General features: G+C 30.9%; 16 protein-coding genes. 15 read left to right on the forward strand and 1 reads right to left on the reverse strand.

The genetic code is table 11. From position 1 onward, the window contains the following. The first annotated feature begins 52 nt into the window (after nucleotides 1-52). From IU405_RS10040 to IU405_RS10100, 13 genes are all read left to right on the forward strand, one after another. Complete coding sequence (locus IU405_RS10040; RefSeq protein WP_197438476.1) at nucleotides 53-730, forward strand: DUF2064 domain-containing protein; 678 nt, start codon at nucleotides 53-55, stop codon at nucleotides 728-730. Nucleotides 731-795: 65 nt separating this feature from the next. Further along, complete coding sequence (locus tag IU405_RS10045) at nucleotides 796-3990, forward strand: SusC/RagA family TonB-linked outer membrane protein (RefSeq protein ID WP_197438477.1); 3195 nt, start codon at nucleotides 796-798, stop codon at nucleotides 3988-3990. A 10-nt stretch (nucleotides 3991-4000) separates the two neighbouring features. After that, nucleotides 4001-5440, forward strand: a complete 1440-nt coding sequence (locus tag IU405_RS10050; protein ID WP_197438478.1) for a SusD/RagB family nutrient-binding outer membrane lipoprotein — start codon at nucleotides 4001-4003, stop codon at nucleotides 5438-5440. 100 nt (nucleotides 5441-5540) lie between these two features. Further along, on the forward strand, nucleotides 5541-6902 hold the full coding sequence (locus tag IU405_RS10055) for a sodium:solute symporter family transporter (RefSeq protein ID WP_197438479.1): 1362 nt from the start codon (nucleotides 5541-5543) through the stop codon (nucleotides 6900-6902). Next, nucleotides 6887-7714: a metallophosphoesterase family protein gene (locus IU405_RS10060; RefSeq protein ID WP_197438480.1), complete on the forward strand. Its 828-nt coding sequence runs from the start codon at nucleotides 6887-6889 to the stop codon at nucleotides 7712-7714. Before IU405_RS10055 ends, IU405_RS10060 begins: the two co-directional genes overlap by 16 nt. Before the next feature lie 10 nt (nucleotides 7715-7724). Continuing rightward, nucleotides 7725-8219 carry a rhodanese-like domain-containing protein gene (locus IU405_RS10065; protein WP_197438481.1) on the forward strand — a complete coding sequence of 165 codons (495 nt, stop codon included), beginning with the start codon at nucleotides 7725-7727 and terminating at the stop codon, nucleotides 8217-8219. Beyond that, on the forward strand, nucleotides 8212-8682 hold the full coding sequence (locus tag IU405_RS10070) for a VOC family protein (RefSeq protein ID WP_197438482.1): 471 nt from the start codon (nucleotides 8212-8214) through the stop codon (nucleotides 8680-8682). Before IU405_RS10065 ends, IU405_RS10070 begins: the two co-directional genes overlap by 8 nt. Then, nucleotides 8669-9274, forward strand: a complete 606-nt coding sequence (locus IU405_RS10075; RefSeq protein WP_197438483.1) for a TIGR04282 family arsenosugar biosynthesis glycosyltransferase — start codon at nucleotides 8669-8671, stop codon at nucleotides 9272-9274. Before IU405_RS10070 ends, IU405_RS10075 begins: the two co-directional genes overlap by 14 nt. A gap of 50 nt (nucleotides 9275-9324) precedes the next feature. Beyond that, a complete protein-coding gene (locus tag IU405_RS10080; protein ID WP_197438484.1) occupies nucleotides 9325-10140 on the forward strand; it encodes a purine-nucleoside phosphorylase in 816 nt (271 codons plus the stop codon). Nucleotides 10141-10234: 94 nt separating this feature from the next. Beyond that, nucleotides 10235-11116 carry an ACP S-malonyltransferase gene (gene fabD, locus IU405_RS10085; RefSeq protein ID WP_197438485.1) on the forward strand — a complete coding sequence of 294 codons (882 nt, stop codon included), beginning with the start codon at nucleotides 10235-10237 and terminating at the stop codon, nucleotides 11114-11116. Between the two features lie 135 nt (nucleotides 11117-11251). Further along, the gene (locus IU405_RS10090; RefSeq protein ID WP_197438486.1) at nucleotides 11252-11671 is read left to right on the forward strand and encodes a hypothetical protein; all 420 of its coding nucleotides are present in this window, start codon (nucleotides 11252-11254) and stop codon (nucleotides 11669-11671) included. 124 nt (nucleotides 11672-11795) lie between these two features. Further along, a complete protein-coding gene (locus IU405_RS10095; protein ID WP_197438487.1) occupies nucleotides 11796-14843 on the forward strand; it encodes a leucine--tRNA ligase in 3048 nt (1015 codons plus the stop codon). A 171-nt stretch (nucleotides 14844-15014) separates the two neighbouring features. After that, complete coding sequence (locus tag IU405_RS10100) at nucleotides 15015-15158, forward strand: hypothetical protein (RefSeq protein WP_197438488.1); 144 nt, start codon at nucleotides 15015-15017, stop codon at nucleotides 15156-15158. 86 nt (nucleotides 15159-15244) lie between these two features. Here IU405_RS10100 and IU405_RS10105 read toward each other — a convergent pair whose 3' ends face one another. Continuing rightward, complete coding sequence (locus IU405_RS10105; protein ID WP_197438489.1) at nucleotides 15245-16498, reverse strand: outer membrane protein assembly factor; 1254 nt, start codon at nucleotides 16496-16498, stop codon at nucleotides 15245-15247. Nucleotides 16499-16682: 184 nt separating this feature from the next. Here IU405_RS10105 and IU405_RS10110 point away from each other — a divergent pair, with 184 nt between their 5' ends. Then, on the forward strand, nucleotides 16683-17399 hold the full coding sequence (locus IU405_RS10110) for a DUF547 domain-containing protein (protein ID WP_231749669.1): 717 nt from the start codon (nucleotides 16683-16685) through the stop codon (nucleotides 17397-17399). A 34-nt stretch (nucleotides 17400-17433) separates the two neighbouring features. Then, entirely contained in the window at nucleotides 17434-18312 is an 879-nt protein-coding gene (locus IU405_RS10115) for a hypothetical protein (protein ID WP_197438490.1), read from the forward strand. The last annotated feature ends 110 nt before the right edge of the window (nucleotides 18313-18422 follow it).

Consider the following 18422-nt stretch of genomic DNA (forward strand, 5'->3'; position numbering starts at 1 on the left):
AAAATAGTAATAAAAAACCTATAAAGTTTTAGAAACCTTACAGGATTAAAAAATGAAACATAAAACTGCCATATTAATTTTTGCAAATTCTGCTAAAATAGATGCTGAGAGAAAAAACTTTCTTTCTGCTGAATTTTTTACTGAATTAAATAAGCAAACATTAAATATGGTCAAAAAATCTGGAATTGAGTATTTTAACTTTTCAGAAAAAAACCAAATAGGAAACTCTTTTGGTGAGCGTTTTACAAATGCCATTGAGGCAGTTTTTCTAAAAGGATTTGAAACAATTATTACTATTGGTAATGATACTCCACATTTAAAAACACATCATTTAATTAATACAGTTCAACAATTAGAAAAAAATGAGTTGGTTTTAGGGCCCTCAAAAGATGGCGGTTTTTATTTAATGGGAATTCATAAAAATCAGTTTCAAAAAGAAGAGTTTTTAAAATTTCCTTGGCAAACCAATCGTTTGCAATCGTACGTAACTCAAATTGGAAGAAACCAAAAAGTACATATTTCTTTTTTAGAAATCTTAAATGATTTAGACACTAAAGATGATATTTTTAAAATTATTCACAGTTTTAGAAAGCTTTCGTATTCAATTTTTAAACTTTTATGTTTATTTATTTTTATTGATAAAAAAACCAACAATCTTTATACACTTTATACTTTAGAAAAATCATTTTCTAAACATTTTAACAAAGGCTCTCCCTTTATTTTTGATTAATTACCTCTAATATTGATTTTTATCAATATTACAAACAATCAATTTTTCACAAAAAACCATATGTAATGAAAATCATTTTTATTTGGATGACATTGCTTTTCACGAGTATCAGTTTTTCACAAATTAAAATTTCGGGTAAAATTACCGATAAAATTACAGGTGATAGAATTCCTTCTGTAACCATCTCATCATCTAAAGAAAATGGAACCACATCAGATATTAATGGAACATATTCCATAGAAGTTTCCGATGAAAATACAGTTTTAACCTTCTCTTATTTAGGTTATAAAACGCAAAAAATAAAAGTTGGTACTCAAACAATTATCAATATTGAATTAGTAGAAATTGAAACTAATTTAGATGAAATTGTAGTAACTGCTTTAGGTTTAAACAGAAAAACGAAAGAGCTAGGTTACGTAGTGCAAGAAATAAAAGCAAAAGATGTTACGGAGGTAAAAACTGTAAATTTTCTAGATAATTTATCTGGAAAATTAGCGGGTGTAACTATTTCGCAAGGCGCAACAGGAGTTGGTTCATCATCTAAAATAACCATTCGTGGAGAAGCTTCTTTTTCCAATAACAATCCACTTTTTGTGGTAGATGGAACTCCTATAAACAACAATTCAGTTTTGAACTTTACCAATGAAGCAGCTGCTGGTTTTCAAGAAATTGATTTTGGAAATGGAGCTATGGAAGTAAACGCAGATGATATAGAATCTGTTACTGTTTTAAAAGGACCAAGTGCTGCAGCTTTGTATGGAACTCGTGCTTCTAATGGAGTTATTGTAATTAGAACCAAAGATGGAAATGAGAAAAAAGGGTTAGGAATTAGTATAAATTCATCTATCACTTTCGATTCTGCTTTTCGTTTGCCTGAATTTCAAAATGAATATGGACAAGGAAATTCTGGAAATTTCGAATATGTAGATGGTTTAGGTGGAGGAACCAATGATAATATTACCTATTCTTGGGGACCTAGATTAGATGTTGGAAATTTAATTCCACAATTCGATTCGCCAGTAACTTTACAAAATGGAACTGTGGTTAGAGGTGGAGATACTTCTTTGTATTCAGGTTTACCAATTACGCCTACTCTTTTCAAATCGAATCCAAATAATTTAAAAGATTTTTATCAAACAGGAATTACAACCATTAATAATATTGCAATAAATGATAGTTTTGAAAGAGGTTCTTACAGATTATCTATTACAGATTTGGCTAGTAAATCTATAATTCCTGGGGTTAATTTAAACAGAAAAACGGCTGCTTTCAAATTGAATTTTAATCCATCAGAAAAAACAAAAATTACAAGTTCTATAAACTATGTAAATTCTAATAGCGACAATAGACCTTCTAATGGTTATGGTAGTGAAAATGTAAATTATTCTATAGTTGCTTGGGGTCCACGTTCTTTAAATATTAATAGTTTGCGCAATTATTGGCAACCAGGTTTAGAAGGTGTTCAGCAATATTCTTTCAACTATACTTTTTTTGATAATCCATTTTTTATTCTCTATGAAAATACCAATTCATTTAACAGAGATCGTGTTTTTGGAAATATTGACATCAATCATAAATTTACAGATAAATTGAGTGTTTCTTTACGTTCTGGAATGGATTATTCTTCTGAAGTAAGAGAATTCAAACGTAATTTTAGCAGCAATCGATTTAAAAATGGAGCGTATGCAGAACACGATGTTTTTTACAGAGAAATTAACACAGATTTCTTGGTAAATTATACAGATAATTTTGGAGATTTTTCTTTTGATGTTTCTTTTGGAGGAAACAGATTAGACCAAACTGCATCTACAAAACAAACACAAACTACCAATTTAGCGCAACCAGGAATTTTTAGTTTAAACAATGCAGCTTCGCCTTTAGAAGTTTTTGAGTTTGAATCTAAAAAACGAATTAATTCTTTATACGGAATTGCAAAATTTGGTTACAAAGATTATTTATTTGTTGATGTTACAGGCAGAAACGATTGGTCTAGTGCTTTAGCAACACCTTTTTCTGTAGATGGAACCTCGTTCTTTTATCCTTCAATTTCATCAAGTTTTATTTTATCAAACTATAAAAAACTACCAGAAAATATCTCTTTTGCAAAATTGAGAGCAAGTGTTGCGCAAGTTGGTAATGATACAAATCCGTACCAAACTTCTGGTGCTTTTGTGTCGCAAACGCCATTTAATGGGCAACCTACATTTAGCAATCAAAATTTTATTCCGAATGCAAATTTAAAACCAGAAATAACAACTTCTTATGAGTTTGGCGCAGATGTACGTTTCTTTAAAGATCGATTAAATATCGACTTTACTTATTATAATGCAACCACAAAAGATCAAATTATTTCTTTACCAATTCCTATTTCTTCTGGTTATAATCAGCAAGTAATTAATGGTGGAAAAGTAAATACAACTGGTGTTGAAATTATTTTGGGAGGCACACCAATTAGAAATGAAAACTTTACCTGGAACACCACTTTTAATTTTGCAACAAATAAATCAATCATTAAAGATTTACCTCAAAATGATGGACGTTTAACTTTGGCTTATAGCAGAGTTTACGATAGTGCTAACCAAACTGTTTGGTTTCAAGTTGAAGAAGGAGGACAAGTTGGAGACATGTATGGAACTGGTTATCAGAAAAATACAGAAGGTGAATTTCTTTTAGATGATAATGGAAGATACATTGCCAATAATGAGTTGATTAAAATAGGGAATTACAACCCAGATTTTACTTTAGGTTGGAACAACTCTTTTACCTATAAAAACTGGAATGCAAGTTTTTTATTCGATTGGAGACAAGGAGGAGAAATCGTTTCTAGAACAAGAGCTTTAGGTAATGTTGGTGGGCAATTAGCAGAAACTTCTTTTAGACCAGAGGCAGGAATTGTTGCGCAAGGTGTAAACGTAAATACTGGGCAACCCAACACAGTTGCAGTTTCTGCAGAAAGCTATTACAGACAATTTTATGATAGAAATCACGAAGAAAATAACGTTTATGATGCTTCCTTTTTAAAATTGCGTCAGTTTTCTATTGGTTATGTTTTAGAATTAAATAGCGGTTTTTTAGGGCTAAAAAATACGTCAACAATGAACTTTTCATTTATAGGAAACAACCTGTTTGTAATTACAGAAAATCCACATTTTGATCCTGAACAATTAGCAGTACAAGGAAATGGTTTTGTAAGTGGTGTTGAAGATATGAGTTACGCAACTAGCAGAAGTTTAGGTTTTAAAGTAGGATTTAATTTTTAAGAAATTTACAATGAAAAAAATTATATACATATTCGCAGCTTTAATTTTTATAACTATCAGTTGCACCAAAGATTTTGAAGAAATAAATACCAATCCAAATGCGCCAGTTGCTGTGCAACCTAGTTTGTTATTAAGACAAGTTATTTATGATTTTGGCGAACAAATGAGTTACGAAGGTTTTGTTGCTGGAGATTTATTAGCCCAACACAGAACTGCTTTAGATTTTAATTTATTTGATAGACACGATTTAAAAAGTCCACAATTGGGAGGAAATCCTTGGGCTATTTTTTACACCAATTTACGTGATAATGAAATCATTATAAAACAAAGTATAGAAACTCCTGCTTTTGAAATTTATCAAGGTCCTGCCTTAATTTTAAAAGCATATATGGCTGCTGGTTTAACAGATTTGTTTGGTGATGTTCCTTATTTTGAAGCATTCAATGGCGTGAATGGAATAGCAACTCCAAAGTATGATTTACAAGAAGACATCTACCAAAAAGAGAATGGAATTTTAGATAATTTAGATAAAGGAATCGCAGCAATTAATAGTTATTCAAGCTCAATTCCTTTACAAGGTGATATTTTATTTGAAGGCGATTTACAAGCTTGGATAAAATTTGCAAACTCATTAAAAATTAAATATTTAATACGAATTTCTGGTAAAGTTGATGTTTCAAATCAATTGCAAACTATTTTTAATGCTGGAAATTACATTAAAAATAATAATGAAAATGCAGTTTTCGATTTTACAAATTCAGAACCAAACAGTTTTAGATTGGCTCAATTAAGAGTGGGCGATTTTAATAATTTTGTGCTTTCTGAAACTATGGAAGAAGTTTTAATCGGTTTAAATGATGCTAGAATTGGTACATTTTTCAGACCTTTTGCAAACTCTAATACAAACGAATTTAATGGTTTAATAAACGGAATTAATTCATCAACAACATCCATAGTTTTATCAGATTATTCTCTAGCAGGAACAGCTTTTAGAGAAGATACTTCTACTTTAGATGCTAATTTTATCACAGCTTGGGAAACCAGTTTTTTACTAGCAGAAGCTGCACAAAAAGGACTCATCACAACAAGTGCTGAATCATTATACAATTTAGGTGTTACTCAAGCATTCGAATATTGGAACACTAATTTGCCTGCGAATTATTTATCAGGAAATGCAAATTTTAATGCTGTTGGCAAAACACCTTTAGAACAAATTATCACTCAAAAATGGATTGCTTCTATTATAAATGGTTACGAAGGTTGGATTGAATTTAGAAGAACAGGTTTTCCTGCTTTAAAAAGTGTATCAGCAAGTTTAAACAATGGCTTAATTCCTGTTAGAATGCCTTATCCTGCTGAAGAAGCAACTTTAAATCAAGTTAATTATGCTGTTGCAGCAAGTGCAACTAATGGAAATAGTTTAGATGCTAAAGTTTGGTGGAATAAGTAAGCATTTCCCTAACCTTTTCCAAATGAAAGGGAACAAATGCTGAAATTATTATGAAATAAAATTTTTAAAATAAAAAATGCTAACATCCTTTTTTCTTTTCATGAGTGAGAACTCCTTCCCTTTGGGAAGGTTGGGATGGGCTTTTCAATGGGGATTAATTATAGTATCAAGTTTAATACTATTTTTTATATCTCCTTTAGCAAAAACCACAGATCAGTTTTTTAAAGCTGTAAACAAGAAAAAGGCCCCTAATACTTTCGTATTAACAGGAAGCTTAATTATTTCTTGGATTTTTGCAAAAAGTATTACAAACGCCGCAAATTTAGGACTCGATTTTGGTTTGGTTGGTGGTGTTGCGTATGCTGGTTATTATTTGTCTTTTGCTGTTGCAGGTATTATTATTTATCAATTAAGAACCAAAGGAAATTTTAAAAGTATTCACGAATTTTTGATTTCTAAATTTGGTAAAAAAGCAATGGCTATTTTTTCTATTTTGATAGCTTTTCGTTTGTTTAACGAGGTTTGGAGTAATACCATGGTTATTGGAAGTTATTTTGGAGAAATAGGAAGTTCTTCTTATTATTGGTCAATAATTTTATTTACAATTTTAACTTTAGGATATGCTTTAAAAGGCGGGTTGAGTAGTTCTATTTTTACTGATGTAATTCAAATGGTATTATTTTCTGTATTATTAATCATCATTTTAGGAACTATTTTTTCTACAGATGATTTTTCATCAGAACAAATAATTTCATCAGGAACTTGGAGTTTTGAATTCGGTTTAAATCTCTTTTTTGCGGCTATTATTCAATCTTTTAGTTATCCATTTCACGATCCTGTTTTAACAGACAGAGGCTTTATTTCTTCTCCAAAAGTAACTCGTAAAAGTTTTTTGTGGGCAAGTTTTTTAGGTGCAATTTGTATTGTTTTATTTAGTTTGATCGGAGTTTACGCACAAACAAAAGGAATGCAAGGACAAGCTGCAGTTGAGGTTGGTAAAGCTTTCGGAATTGTAATTTTATTAGTCATTAATTTTATAATGATAACATCAGCAGCTTCTACATTAGATTCTACTTTTTCATCATTTTCAAAATTATTAGCTATAGATTTGAACATTAAAAAAACAGTTTCTTTTGGAAGAATCTCAATGATTATTTTGGCGATTTTAGGAACAATTCCTGTTTTTTTAAATACTGAAATTTTATCAGCAACAACAATTTCTGGAACAATGGTCATTGGTTTAACACCCATTTTTATATTCTGGAATGTAAGAGTACCAAAAATTAGTTTTTATCTATCAGTAATTTGCGGTTTGGTTTTTGGAATACTTTTAGTATTTGATATTTTTCCAAAGTCACTCATTTTTACAAACGGAAAATATGCAGATTTACTTTGGGTAAATATTTGGGGAATTTTAAGTTGTATCATTTTATATTTTATTCCAAAATGGATCAAAAAATAGAAAATTTAGGTAAAATATCAGGAAAAACACTTCTTTTTGGAGGTGTTTATAGCAATTTACAAGCTTTACAAGCTTTAAAGCAAATTGCAGAAAAAGAGAATATTGCACGAGATAATTGTATTTGCACTGGAGATATATTGGGTTATTGTGCACAACCTGAAGAAACTGTGCAACTCTTTAAATTATGGGGAGCTAAAAGTATTGTTGGGAATGTGGAAATTCAATTAAGAGAAAATTCAGATGATTGTGGTTGCGATTTTAGAGAAGGTTCTAGGTGTGATGGGTTTTCCCAACTTTGGTATCCTTTTGCACAAAGTAAATTATCAGAAAATTCGTTAGAATTTTTAAAAACAATCCCAAATAATATTACTTTTAATTATGCTGACAAAAAAGTAACAGTTGTTCATGGTTCGTATTTTAATGTATCAGAATTTATTTTTAAATCTACAGATTGGGAAGTTAAAAAACCCAATTTTGAGGTTACAAAAAGTGATGTAATTATTGCAGGACATTGTGGTTTGCCTTTTCATCATCAAGAAAAAGAACAACTTTGGTTAAATCCTGGAGTTATTGGAATGCCTGCAAATGATGGAAGTCCTTCTGTTTGGTATGCCATTTTAGAAGATTCAAATAATAGTTTTAACTTTACTCACAAAACGTTGGATTATAACTTCAAATTAACAAGCAAATTGATGCAAAATGGTTTACTTCCTGAAGAATATTCAAGAACAATTATTACAGGAATTTGGGATAATACAGAAATTTTACCAGCGATTGAAAGTGGTTTACAAGGATTTGGAATTCAGCTTTAAAATAAAAAAAATGAAAAAAATACTGATACTTTTTTTAATAGTTAGTTCAGCTACTTTTGGTCAAAAAAAATTAGATAATCTACTTGAAAAATGGAATAAAAGAAATGTTCCTTATATTTCAGTTGAAACCTTAGCATTGCCAAAATCAAAAGTAGTTTTGTTAGATGCAAGGGAACCCGAAGAATACAACGTAAGTCACTTAAAAGAGGCTATTTGCGTTGGCTATAACAAGTTTGATGTAAATAATACCCTATCAAAACTTCCCAAAGATAAAAACACAAAAATTGTGGTGTATTGTTCTTTGGGAATTCGTTCAGAAACCATTGCGCATCAACTAATTCAGGCTGGTTATACAAATGTATTTAATTTATATGGAGGAATTTTCGAATGGAAAAACAATGATTTTCAAGTCGTAGATACTTTAGGAAAACCAACAGAAAAAGTGCATGCTTTCAACAAAAGTTGGGGAAAATGGCTCAAAAAAGGCAAGAAAATATATGATTAAAGGACTTTTTGAAACGCATTTATTTGTCGAGAATTTAGAGCGTTCTATCGATTTTTACGCAAACGTTTTAAAGTTAGAAATGTATTTGTTTGAAGAAGAAAGAAGAGCAGCATTATTTTGGATTGGCAAACCGCAACAAGCAATGTTAGGTTTGTGGGAAAGACCAAAAGAAGAAATTGACATTAGACATTTTGCTTTTGAATGTGATTGGGATTGGATTTTAAATGACTCCATAAAATTCTTAAAATCAAATAATTTAAATTTTTGGAACTTTCTAAATGATGGTTCTCAACAACCTATGGTTTTTGCAAATATTCCTGCAATTGCTATTTATTTTACGGATCCTGATGGACATTATTTAGAGTTTATTGGAACATTACCAGGAAAATATAGTCCAGAAAAAGGCAGTCAAGTACTTACATATTCACAATGGCTAGAGGCAGAACAACGTGAAAAACAATAAACTACTTTTAATCTTCACCAGAAATCCTGAATTAGGCAAAGTAAAAACGCGTTTGGCAAAAACAGTTGGTGATGAAACTGCTTTAGAAATTTATCGATTTTTATTGAAAAAAACACAGGAAGTTGCTCAAAAAGTGATAGCTGAAAAAGCCGTTTTTTACTCAGAAAAAATAACCGAGAATGATCAATGGAATCCAGAAATATTTCAAAAACACCTTCAACTAGAAGGAGATTTAGGAATGAAAATGCAACATGCTTTTGAACAATCTTTTGAAAATGGATATGAAAAAGTGGTCATTATTGGTAGTGATTTGTATGATATTACACCAGAAATTATTGAAAATGCCTTTGAAAATTTAAATGCAAACGACGTTGTTTTGGGACCTGCAAAAGACGGAGGTTATTATTTATTGGGAATGAAATCAATTCACAAACCGATATTTCATCATAAAAAATGGGGAACAGCTTCTGTACTCAAAGAAACTTTGGAAGATTTGACAGATAAAAAAGTATTTTTATTGGAAGAATTGAATGATGTGGATGTTTTTGAAGACATTGAATTTCATCCTGCATTTCAACATTTTTTTGACTAATTTTGAAACTAACCTCACAGGTTTTAAAATTTTATTAATTATTCTAAAACATGAAAAAACAACAACTCCAAGAAACCATCGATTTTTTAAAAGCTAACGGATTTTCAAATCCAACAGTTGGAATTGTTTTAGGGACAGGATTAGGAAAACTTGTCAACGAAATTGACATCGAAAAAGAAATTAGCTATGCTGAAATTCCAAATTTTCCAGTGGCAACTGTCGAATTTCATTCAGGAAAACTAATTTATGGAACATTGTCAGGAAAAAAAGTGGTGGTCATGTCAGGCAGATTTCATTTATACGAAGGCTATTCTCCTTGGGAAGTTACTTATGGAATCAGAACAATGCATGGTTTGGGAATCAAAAATTTACTGATTTCAAATGCAGCTGGAGCCATCAACTTAACCTATAAAAAAGGCGATTTGATGTTGATTGAAGACCATATCAATTTGCAAGGAAGTTCGCCTTTGGCATTCAAAGGAGCCAATTCTTTTGGGAATATTTTTGTGGATTTATTGGAACCATATTCAAAAAATATCAATCAAAAAATAAAAGAAATTGCTAAACAAAGTAACATTTTGTTGCATGAAGGAATATATGCAAGTGTTTTAGGACCTCAATTGGAAACCAAAGCAGAATACAGAATGTTGCAAATTTTAGAGGCAGATGCTGTTGGAATGAGCACAGTTCCTGAGGTAATTGTTGCCAAACAATTGAATTTACCTTGTGCAGCCATTTCAGTATTGACAGACGAATGTGATCCAAAAAATCTACAACCCGTAAATATCGCTGAAATAATTGCAATTGCTGGTGAAGCTGAACCAAAAATGATTGACTTATTTAAAGGTGTGATTGAAGTTTTGTAATCAAAAATACCAATTTTTATTAGGAAATTACAACCCGAATTCAATCTCATAAAAATCCTTATTTTTGCCACGCAAACAATTCAAAAAACAACAAATGAAAGCATATATTTTTCCAGGTCAAGGAGCACAATTTACAGGAATGGGTTTGGATTTATACGAAAAATCTGCCATTGCAAAAGACTATTTTGAAAAAGCGAATAGCATTTTAGGGTTCTCAATCACAGATATCATGTTTACTGGAACTGCAGAGCAATTGAAAGAAACCAAAGTTACGCAGCCTGCTATTTTTTTACATTCAGTGATTTTAGCCAAAGTTTTGGGCGATTCTTTTCAGCCAGAAATGGTAGCTGGACATTCATTAGGAGAAATCTCTGCACTAGTTGCCAATGGCGTTTTAACTTTTGAAGACGGTTTAACCTTAGTTTCAAAACGTGCATTAGCCATGCAAAAAGCCTGTGAAATTACACCTTCTACAATGGCTGCTGTATTGGGTTTAGAAGATGCTATTGTGGAAGAAATTTGTGCTACCATTGATGGAGTTGTAGTGGCTGCAAATTACAATTGCCCAGGACAATTAGTGATTTCTGGAGAAACATCCGCAGTTGAAAAAGCGTGTGAAGCACTCAAAGAAAATGGTGCAAAAAGAGCATTATTATTGCCAGTTGGAGGTGCATTTCACTCACCAATGATGGAACCTGCAAGAGAAGAATTGGCTGCTGCCATTGAAGCAACGCATTTTTCAATTCCTTCATGTCCTGTGTATCAAAATGTGACTGCAAATGCAGTTACAAATCCTGCTGAAATCAAAAAAAATCTGATGATTCAGTTGACTGCTCCTGTAAAATGGACACAATCTGTGCAGCAAATGATTGCTGATGGTGCCTCTGAATTTATAGAAGTTGGTCCTGGAAATGTGCTACAAGGTTTGGTAAAAAAGATAGATAGAAATGCAGTTACAAGTAGTGCTAGTTTTTAAAAATGGATTTTTATTAAAATCAATTTTTTCCTCTTTAACGCTATATTTTCACTCTTGGATAATTTTTTTTGAATACAACATTGGATTACAGTTTCTTTGTGTCAAATAATTTAAACCACACTAAAACCAAACATTATGAAAAACAGTAGAAACAAATTTTTAGTATTATTTACGTTAATCAGCACATTAACTTTTACCAATTGTGAAAACTCAAATGAACTTCCAACAGAACTTTCAATCCAACAAAAAGTAGCTTTGCTAGAAGGAAGTGAATGGCTTTTGAAAGGTTATGAAGATAGAGTAATGCATACGTTTAAGGATGGAAAACAATTTACGTATTATGGTTCAAGTAACGTTTTTTCTGAAACTCCAATTCCTGGAGCTTTCGATTATACAATTACTGGAAATTTACTAACCATTGATTTGAATTTTGGCAACGTAAAAACTTATGAAGTTGCGTTTTCTTGCAACAATTCAATTGTAAAATTTTATGAAAATGGTGAACTAAACAGTGTACTTTATAAAAAAGGTTCGAATTACAAATCTTGTTTATAGAATTCTAATAATTCTCAAAAAAGGTCTTTAAAAATATTTTGAAGACCTTTTTGTATTTTAGAGACCTTACATTTTCAGTAAAAGAAGAATAAACGTAAATTTGCGTCCTTTAAAAGTAAAGATGATGCAATACAATCACCAAGAAATAGAAAAAAAATGGCAAGAGTTTTGGGCTGAAAATCAAACTTTCAAAGCCAGTAATTCTTCTCATTTACCAAAATATTATGTGTTGGACATGTTTCCTTATCCTTCAGGAGCAGGATTGCATGTTGGGCATCCTTTAGGCTATATTGCCAGTGATATTTATGCACGTTACAAACGTCATAAAGGGTTCAATGTGTTGCATCCTCAAGGCTATGATTCTTTTGGTTTGCCTGCGGAACAATATGCGATTCAAACTGGTCAACATCCTGCACAAACGACTGAAGAAAATATCAAAACGTATAGAAAACAGCTAGATAAAATTGGGTTTTCATTTGATTGGGATAGAGAGGTAAGAACTTCAAATCCTGAGTATTACAAATGGACACAATGGATTTTTATTCAATTATTCAATTCTTGGTACAACAAAGATTCCAACAAAGCTGAAGATATTTCAACCTTAATTTCCTTGTTTGAAAAACAAGGAAATGCTAACATAAATGCTGTTTGTGATGAAAACATTCTTCCATTTTCTGCGGAAGAATGGCATCAATTTTCAGATTCAAAAAAACAAGCTGTTTTATTGCAATATCGCTTGACTTTTTTGTCAGATACTGAAGTAAATTGGTGTCCAGCTTTGGGTACAGTTTTGGCAAATGACGAAATTATAAACGGTGTTTCAGAAAGAGGAGGACATCCTGTGATCAGAAAAAAAATGACACAATGGTCTATGCGAATTTCTGCATACGCACAACGTTTGTTAGATGGTTTATCAACCATTGATTGGCCTCAACCGTTAAAAGATTCACAAACAAATTGGATTGGACGTTCTCAAGGAGCAATGGTTTCTTTCAAAGTAATTGAACCAACAACCATCAACCATCAACCAAAAACTATAGAAGTTTTTACCACAAGACCTGATACCATTTTTGGAGTTAGTTTTATGACGTTAGCTCCTGAACATGAATTAGTTTCAAAAATTACAACTGACGAACAAAAAGCAGCTGTTGAAAACTATATTGAAGCAACAGCAAAACGCTCTGAACGTGAGAGAATGGCGGATGTAAAAACCATTTCAGGAGTTTTTACAGGAGCCTATGCTGAACATCCATTTACCAAAAAACCAATCCCAATTTGGATTGGTGATTATGTGTTGGCTGGTTATGGGACAGGAGCTGTAATGGCTGTTCCTTGTGGAGATCAACGTGATTATGATTTTGCAAAACAATTCGGAATTGAGATTCCAAATATCTTTGAAAATGTAGATATTTCTGAAGCTGCTCATGCAGATAAAGAAGGAACTGTGATTGCAAATTCCGATTTTTTATCTGGTTTGTCGTATAAAAAAGCATTGCAAAAAGCCATTGAAGTTTTAGAAGAAAACGGATTTGGTTATGGAAAAGTCAATTATCGTTTGCGAGATGCCGTTTTTAGCAGACAACGTTATTGGGGAGAACCTTTTCCTGTGTATTACAAAGACGGAATGCCGCAAATGATTGACGAAAAATACTTGCCAATTGTATTGCCAGAAGTTGAAAAATATTTGCCAACGGAAGATGGAAAACCGCCTTTAGGAAATGCTGAAGTTTGGGCTTGGTGTACAAAAACAAACTCGATTGTGGATAATTCAAAAATTGATAATGCTACTGTTTTTCCATTAGAATTAAACACCATGCCAGGTTGGGCTGGAAGTTCTTGGTATTTTAACAGATATATGGATGCCAAAAATCCAACAGAATTTGCAAGTAAAGAAGCACTGAATTATTGGAAAGAAGTGGATTTATACATTGGAGGTTCAGAACACGCAACAGGTCATTTATTGTATGCGCGTTTTTGGCAAAAATTCTTGTTTGATAGAGGTTTTGTTCCTGTGGATGAATTTGCAAAAAAATTGATAAATCAAGGAATGATTTTGGGGACAAGTGCTTTTGTTTACAGATTGATAATTGAATGTATTTTAGATGACAAGACTACTGAAAATAAAGAGATTTTTATTTCTGAGGCTACATATAAAGAAATTAAAAAGTTTAATGAATTATCAATTGAAAAAAATATAGACGAAGATATCTTAAGTAATATCAATTCTGATAAAGAATATTTAAAAGATGAAATTGAATCTACATTAATAGAGGTTCTAGCTCTTGAAAATAAAATATTAGAAAAAATTAATATAAATTTCTCTGAAATTCAAAATATTCACGCAGATGTTTCTTTAGTTAATTCTTCAGAAGAACTTGATGTTCATAGATTTAAAGAATGGAGGAAAGATTTTGAAAATGGAATATTTTTATCAAACCAATTAGGGTGGACAGAGAATAATCATTCATATACTGTTGGTAGAGAAGTAGAAAAAATGTCCAAATCCAAATACAATGTCGTAAATCCTGATGATATTGTAGCAGAATATGGTGCAGATGCTTTGCGATTATTTGAAATGTTTTTAGGGCCTTTAGAACAAACAAAACCATGGAAAACCTCAGGAATTTCGGGTGTGTATTCTTTTCTGAAGAAACTTTGGAAATTGTATTTTAACGGAGATCAATTTGAGGTTTCTGATGAAAATCCAACATCAGAAGAATTAAAAACACTACACAAAACCATCAAAAAAGTGGAAGAAGATATTGAGAATTTTTCGTTCAATACGTCTGTTTCTACATTTATGATTGCAGTAAACGAGTTGACTGCTTTGCAATGCAATAAACGTTCAATTTTAGAGCCTTTATTGATTTTGCTTTCACCTTATGCTCCTCATATCACAGAAGAATTATGGAGCAAATTAGGACACACAAATTCCATTTCAACAGCTGAATTTCCAAAATTCGAACCAAAATATTTGGTAGAAAGCACTAAAATCTATCCAATTTCATTCAATGGAAAAATGCGTTTCACGATTGAACTTTCTCTTGATTTATCAAAAGAAGAAATCGAAAAAGCAGTGATGAGCAATGAAAAAACAATAGTACAATTGGAAGGAAAAACGCCCAAAAACGTGATTATTGTTCCTGGCAAAATTGTGAATATTGTTGGGTAATTTCTATACTACAAGGTTTCAAAAAGTGTTGTAGTTTATTTTAAAATATCTCATACAGTTCCATAAAAAATATTGAGAAAATATCAAGAGTCTCTAATTGCAAATTTGTAGTTAGAGACATTTTTTTAGAAATATATTGCAGTCAAAGTATTGAAAATATTCTAAAAGCAATTGATTTACAGAAGATTCAATCTGAAAAATCAATTTAAATTGTTTTTAAAAGCATCAATTGAAAAAAATCCGCAAGCAGTAAATTCCAGTAATCATGATGTGTATTCTGCGAATATTCAGCCAGATTCAGTAAGAGGAAGATGATATTCTGGCTATTATAAACCTCAAGATAGGGTAAAAATAATTGTGAATTTATTGTAAATTAAAAACGATTTTACCAAAGAATAATTTTAAAAATACTGCCCAATTCCAAAAACCAATCCTTGACTTCTTTCAGTCAATCCAAAGCCGTAATCTATTCTAAAAGTGGCATTAAATATTGTTTTATGGATAAATCGCAAACCAACACCTGCAAAAAAACGGACGTTATTTTTATCAATAAAATCATTAAAATTACCTCCGGGTAATCGCCAACTGCCAGCATCCATAAAAGTGTTTCCCTGCAAAACAAACCAATTTTTTTCAATCAAGGTATTTCTAAACTCGGTATTTATCACAAACATGCCTGTGCCTCTATCAATCAAATTTCCTACACCACGAATGTTTACGTTATTATCTAGAGCAAACGGAGCAAATGGAGTGTTTTCATTTGATGACAATCCAAATCGCACTCTAGTTGCCCAATTTCCAGAATTTCCAAGCCTTTTAAAATAGGAAAAATCATTCCAAGCTATTTTAAAATTGTCTTGAAAATTATTGGAACTAAAAACATATTGCGCAAAAAAATTGTTTCTAATTCCGCTTATCAAATAAAAATCATACTTTAGGTTATCATAAGTATAATTAGACTTAAGCATTGTTTTAGTAAGTTCTAAAAATTGAGGAACTCCATTGGCAGTTGCACCAGATAAATATTGGTATTTTTCTGAAAAAACATTGACACCAAATCGTATAGCGTTCTGAAAATCAATCCTATAAGCGGCTAATAATTCAATCCCAGTGTTTGTATATTCATAACGAGCGGGTTGAGTATTGATAAATAAGGGTTCAATACTTGATTGTTTTTGAAAACTTGCCTCTAGACCCAAATTTGTTGAAAATAAAAAAGGAGCTGCATAGAAAAATCCAAATGAAGAAACCGCATTATTTTGATAATATGCCCCAATTGTATTGTTTTTCCCCAAAAAATTATAATCAAAAAGACCTATTCTATAGGCAGCAGAGGCTTCTGCAGAAGTCCATAAAGATACATTAGGTAACAAACTCCAGTTTTCTATAATTTGAAATGTAACTGTAAAAAAAGTATCTTTTTTAGCAACAGTATAGGTTACGTTTGAAATTCCATTCAATCTAGTTAATGCATACACATCATTGTTAAGTTTGATGCTATCTAATGGTTGATTGACTTTCGTTTCAATAAAATCAATCATGAAATTTATATTCATTCTTTCCACTCCTTTCCAATCTATGGAACCAACTTTAGCTGATTGACTAAAAAAAGGAACGGATAAAAAAATAGCAATTACAAAAAGAATATTTTTCAAAACAACCTAAAATTTATGATGATAAATGTGTTGATGTATTAATTACAAATATATTTGAAATTATGGTCCAAGAGAAATATTTTTTTTGATGATATGTAAAAAAGGCATTTTTTTAAAAATATTTTGTAATGATTTTTAATTTATTGCGCCTAAATTAAAAGTAAAAGAATAAAACATATTATAAATGAAAAACCTTGCTTTAATTTTAACTTTACTGATGTTCAATTTTTCAAATGCACAAGGATTGTCTGATTTTTTTGCAAAAACAGCAGTTTTTTTAAAACAGCATGTTGATCATCATAAAGTTGCTTATAGTGTTATTCAAAAAAACAAAACTGAATTAGAGATTTTAATTCAACAAATAGCAACAACCGATTTAACGAATGAAAACGAAGAATCAAAAAAAGCATTTTTTATAAATGCCTATAATTTGATAATGATTAAAAGTATTGTTGAAAAATATCCCGTAAAATCTCCTTTAGATATTTCAGGGGTTTTTGATAAAAATCAACACGAAATTGCAGGGATGAAATTGACATTAAATGACTTAGAAAATAAAATGCTTCGTGCAAAATACAACGATGCTCGAATCCATTTTGTGTTGGTTTGTGGAGCAAATGGCTGTCCACCAATCACAAATTTTGCTTATGTGCCCGAAAAATTGGAGAATCAATTAAACGAGCAAACTAAAGCTGCAATTAATAATCCATCTTTTATAAAAATAAATACTTCATCAAAAAAAATAAGTGTATCGCAAATATTTGAATGGTACAAAGATGATTTTATTACTAAAAATTCCTCTTTAATTACTTTTTTAAATGCCTATTTATCGAGTCCAATAGACGAAAAATACAGACTATCCTATTACAATTATGATTGGTCTTTAAACGAACTAAAATGATATCACAAACCACTTAAGAACAACTATTCATACAATGAAAACAACAGTATTCAACCTATTTTTTGCTTTATTGCTATTCAATTTTTCTTTTTTAATTGCTCAAGATGACATTGAAACCTCAAACATTCAAACCTATACTCCATCAAAATTGTTGGAAAAAGGAAAATGGGACATCAAATGGTTTAATAATTTATATACCCAAACCCAAGAAGAGAGCAATGGAATCACTAGAGATATACCAAGATCAAATTTTTTTACCACAAGTTTAGAGGTGTTTAGTGGGGCATCAGATAATAGGAAAGTTAATTTAGGGGTTATTTTAGAATTCCGTTCGAATTCAATTGGTGGAAATAGCGCTACCAGTGTTTTTTCTTTTAAAAATAAAACAGGTGAATCAAGAACAGGATTGTCTCATTTTGCACCCTCTATAAAAATCGCACCATTTTCAGCATTACCAAGATTTTCTATGCAAAGTTCCTTTTTTATTCCTCTTTTTAAAGAAGAATCAAATCAAGGCGTTTTTTTATCAGAGAAAAGTTTTATTTGGCAAAATCGTTTTTTTTATGATTATACCTTTAAAGGAGATAAATTTCAATTTTTTTCTGAACTAAATACACGTTTATTTTTAGGGGATCAAGCAAAAGGATATGCCAACAATAGTCTTGAGTTGACACCAGGCATGTTTTTATCTTATTTTCCAACGTCAAAATTTACACTTTTAACTTTCGCTCAACATTCTCAATTGATAAAAGTTAGTAATAATTTCTCAAGAAATTTTACAGCATTGGGTTTTGGGTCAAAATATCAATTAACCAATGTGTTGAATGTAGAGGTTTTATATAGCAATTTTGTTCGTGGAAACGATACTGGTCTTGGGCAATCATTTAATTTAGGAATGAGAGCTATTTTTTAAAAAAGGATTAATAGCCAAAAATAGTTCATCAAATAGTCGTCATCCCCCTATCGTATATGACGTTTTGAAAAGTTTATTGAAATTTATTTCAATAAACTTTTTTTATTTAT

It is taken from the genome of Polaribacter sp. BAL334 (genome assembly GCF_015767435.1).
In the GTDB taxonomy this organism is placed as follows: Bacteria; Bacteroidota; Bacteroidia; order Flavobacteriales; family Flavobacteriaceae; genus Polaribacter.

Bases quoted from the DNA above. Each gene is read 5' to 3' on its own strand.
- IU405_RS10050 (WP_197438478.1), top strand. From the start codon at position 4,001: ATGAAAAAAATTATATACATATTCGCAGCTTTAATTTTTATAACTATC.
- IU405_RS10065 (WP_197438481.1), top strand. From the start codon at position 7,725: ATGAAAAAAATACTGATACTTTTTTTAATAGTTAGTTCAGCTACTTTT.
- IU405_RS10080 (WP_197438484.1), top strand. From the start codon at position 9,325: ATGAAAAAACAACAACTCCAAGAAACCATCGATTTTTTAAAAGCTAAC.
- IU405_RS10060 (WP_197438480.1), top strand. From the start codon at position 6,887: ATGGATCAAAAAATAGAAAATTTAGGTAAAATATCAGGAAAAACACTT.
- IU405_RS10090 (WP_197438486.1), top strand. From the start codon at position 11,252: ATGAAAAACAGTAGAAACAAATTTTTAGTATTATTTACGTTAATCAGC.
- IU405_RS10070 (WP_197438482.1), top strand. From the start codon at position 8,212: ATGATTAAAGGACTTTTTGAAACGCATTTATTTGTCGAGAATTTAGAG.
- IU405_RS10045 (WP_197438477.1), top strand. From the start codon at position 796: ATGAAAATCATTTTTATTTGGATGACATTGCTTTTCACGAGTATCAGT.
- fabD (WP_197438485.1), top strand. From the start codon at position 10,235: ATGAAAGCATATATTTTTCCAGGTCAAGGAGCACAATTTACAGGAATG.
- IU405_RS10115 (WP_197438490.1), top strand. From the start codon at position 17,434: ATGAAAACAACAGTATTCAACCTATTTTTTGCTTTATTGCTATTCAAT.
- IU405_RS10055 (WP_197438479.1), top strand. From the start codon at position 5,541: ATGAGTGAGAACTCCTTCCCTTTGGGAAGGTTGGGATGGGCTTTTCAA.
- IU405_RS10110 (WP_231749669.1), top strand. From the start codon at position 16,683: ATGAAAAACCTTGCTTTAATTTTAACTTTACTGATGTTCAATTTTTCA.
- IU405_RS10095 (WP_197438487.1), top strand. From the start codon at position 11,796: ATGCAATACAATCACCAAGAAATAGAAAAAAAATGGCAAGAGTTTTGG.
- IU405_RS10040 (WP_197438476.1), top strand. From the start codon at position 53: ATGAAACATAAAACTGCCATATTAATTTTTGCAAATTCTGCTAAAATA.